Consider the following 2,536-nt stretch of genomic DNA (forward strand, 5'->3'; position numbering starts at 1 on the left):
TGAAGAAAACCCTCACAGATTTATGTCTACGATTTCTCCTCTTAATGGGAAAATCGGAGTCTGACCCGATTTATCACTCCGACCCGATTTATCACTCCTGGGCCTCCCCAAATGTTTTTGCAACTGATCCTTTTCTCTTCCTATCTCAGAACAACCTCTAGCCTAGTTTTTGCATTCATTCCCAGGAGCAGTACTTCTGCGGAACCGACTTGCCTATCCTGTTCGATAGATCCAGGTTATCAGTATAATAGGGAGTCCAGTTTCCAAGCGCCGCCAGATGCGCTTTGCAGAATAGCATGCTTATTACCGGGACATTGTAGATCACGGAGTCGGCTCTTACCAAGGTGAATTGTGTCGAATCATTGAGAATACCGATGGCGCCTTCTACGATTGAGCTTGTCCATTCGCTCCCTACATCTGTTGAGTTGAAATCATTCATCAGCTCGTAAGGGGAGACCAGCGAGTACCGTTGGTCCATATCGCTGGAAGCGCCTTCTTGCTCTCTACATGCGGTAAGTACGGTTCTCATGTTATCTATGGTATTCAGATCATCTACAAAGCTTCCGGAATGGCAAGAACCGAGAAGGAAGTTGAACTCAGTCAACGGGTAGCTGGTGAAGACTGTGCTGAACTGCCATGCGAAGTGCCAGACTCCTCCGAGTTTTACCGCGTCGGTGTCACCATGCGCAATAATGTAAACAGTCACTATCTCTTTTTTCAGGGCATACGAGTTGATGCTGGTCAAAGTATTCGCCGCATCCTCGCCGAAGACCCCCTGAACTTCAACCGTTCCTTCAGGCATGGCATCCCTGTATGCCTTGGCCAGATTCAAGAACTGCATATATGTCTGAACTGAATCCTCGTACAAAGGTTCCGAAGACAGCAAACCCTGAACGACAATGATCGCCTCTCCCTCACCCCAGTCTGGGATTATCTTGTCGATCACCGGATTCTTCAAGATACCGGAAGGTTCTTTCAGAACAACGTTCCAATCAATAAGTCTTTCTTTTTTTGGAAAGGGCAATTTCAGCTCATCCGGAACGACTTCATCTACCCTGGGCAGCCATTTCCCTGGGATGATCCTGTATTGTCCGCTATCCCCCACGACAATCGCCTTGACGGGATGGGCGAAGAACGAGCCGGGATCAAGATCAAGAAGAAAGAGGTAAGAGGGTTCGGTTACTACTATCTTGTTGTTCGTCGCGCTAGTTGCACCTATTGCTCCGTCGACTATGGCACTGGGGTTTTCGAGATCGATCGTTGTACCCAAGACCAGCTTCTTAGAGTAGAACGAGCAGATATACTCTGAGCCTTGAGGAATCTCACCGGGAAGAATGGCTTTGACGATTTCTATCGCCGCTTTCAGATCTTTAGGCAGTTTCGGAAGACAGCCAGGAAGAATCAGAAGCAGCAACACGACAGCAAAAGTAGTGATTAGAGCCTTGCGCATAAAAACACCCCCATCAAGCCTCCGCGAAGCAGATGACTTCACGTAATTTGAGTGAACCCTGTCGGTTTAAGAGCAAAGCAACTAGATATCAGACGAATGTATCATATCTGATAGCGAAATCAGCTCATTTGAGGGAGTGTAGTCATTTTGCACTGCGTCACTAGCAACGCAGATTTCTTGGCGTATCTTATCCTTTCAAAATAAACAGTCAGAGCAAATAAAGACTAAAGCATTCCCCAGAATAGATTAAGGGGTGCAGTGAGAAAAAACGCCAATACTCCGATTGTGAAAACCTTAGCCATTTGTCTGGGAGATTGATAAAGCACAAAAAATGTGCCAATCCATAAAATCAACTCCAGGCCGTTCCTGATATCGAGATACCAGAAACCAAAGGCAAGAGCCTGTCTGGTCATAAACATGAAAATTATAGCCGAGATAATAACTGGAATAATCCCATTTCCTCTCGCGTACCAGCATACAAATGCCATAAATGGTGAAATGAATGCCATCGTAATCCAGATCACCATATATGATTCCTGAAAGAAGCCGGCTACAAATGCAGTATAGAGATAATAGCTGCCCACCATTCCGACGAAAAACAAAAAAACATTTGTAGCCGCCCTGAAGGGGGTTCTGCTGTATACGGAAATCAACACGGCAAAGAAAATCCAAATCCCCATCCGTGAGAAGAAATTCCTTAAATCCAGAAACTCAAGGATCGGAGGCAATAAATTACTGGCAGTCTTATCGAGAAACTTTGAAGTTGTTCCCAGTAAAATTCCTGCAAGCAGTACAGAAAGCGAATAGAGTATTTTCTTGTGTATTGTTATCGAAACCGATTCTCTGATCTTTTTGAGGAAGCCCAACACATTATCATCTCGCATAGTGGAAGCATTGCCACCTAATTAAAGACCTTCAGACGCCTGCTCCGCGGATTTATCAAGTTCCTACTTTCCACATTTCCCCTATGGTCTCTTCAAATCTCACTTCCGCGAAGACGCACTCCACTCACAATCTTACCATCAATCATGAACAAGGCACGCCCGGTCTGGGTCGCCGCCGAGAAGAACACGAGATGAGGAGAGA

Annotated in this window: 2 protein-coding genes; both read right to left on the reverse strand. The window is 45.8% G+C overall.

Going from position 1 to position 2,536, the window contains the following annotated elements; translation table 11 throughout:
* Positions 1-175: 175 nt before the first annotated feature.
* Positions 176-1,450, reverse strand: a complete 1,275-nt coding sequence (locus tag RJ60_RS15065) for a hypothetical protein (RefSeq protein ID WP_099830360.1) — start codon at positions 1,448-1,450, stop codon at positions 176-178.
* 224 nt (positions 1,451-1,674) lie between these two features.
* On the reverse strand, positions 1,675-2,334 hold the full coding sequence (locus RJ60_RS15070) for a DUF6518 family protein (protein ID WP_099830361.1): 660 nt from the start codon (positions 2,332-2,334) through the stop codon (positions 1,675-1,677).
* Positions 2,335-2,536 lie beyond the last annotated feature (202 nt).

It is taken from the genome of Mesotoga sp. B105.6.4 (assembly GCF_002896535.1).
Classification (GTDB): domain Bacteria; phylum Thermotogota; class Thermotogae; order Petrotogales; family Kosmotogaceae; genus Mesotoga.

What these genes read in the sequence shown, in the direction of transcription:
- RJ60_RS15065 (WP_099830360.1), bottom strand. Translation starts at nt 1,450, where the DNA reads ATGCGCAAGGCTCTAATCACTACTTTTGCTGTCGTGTTGCTGCTTCTG.
- RJ60_RS15070 (WP_099830361.1), bottom strand. Translation starts at nt 2,334, where the DNA reads ATGCGAGATGATAATGTGTTGGGCTTCCTCAAAAAGATCAGAGAATCG.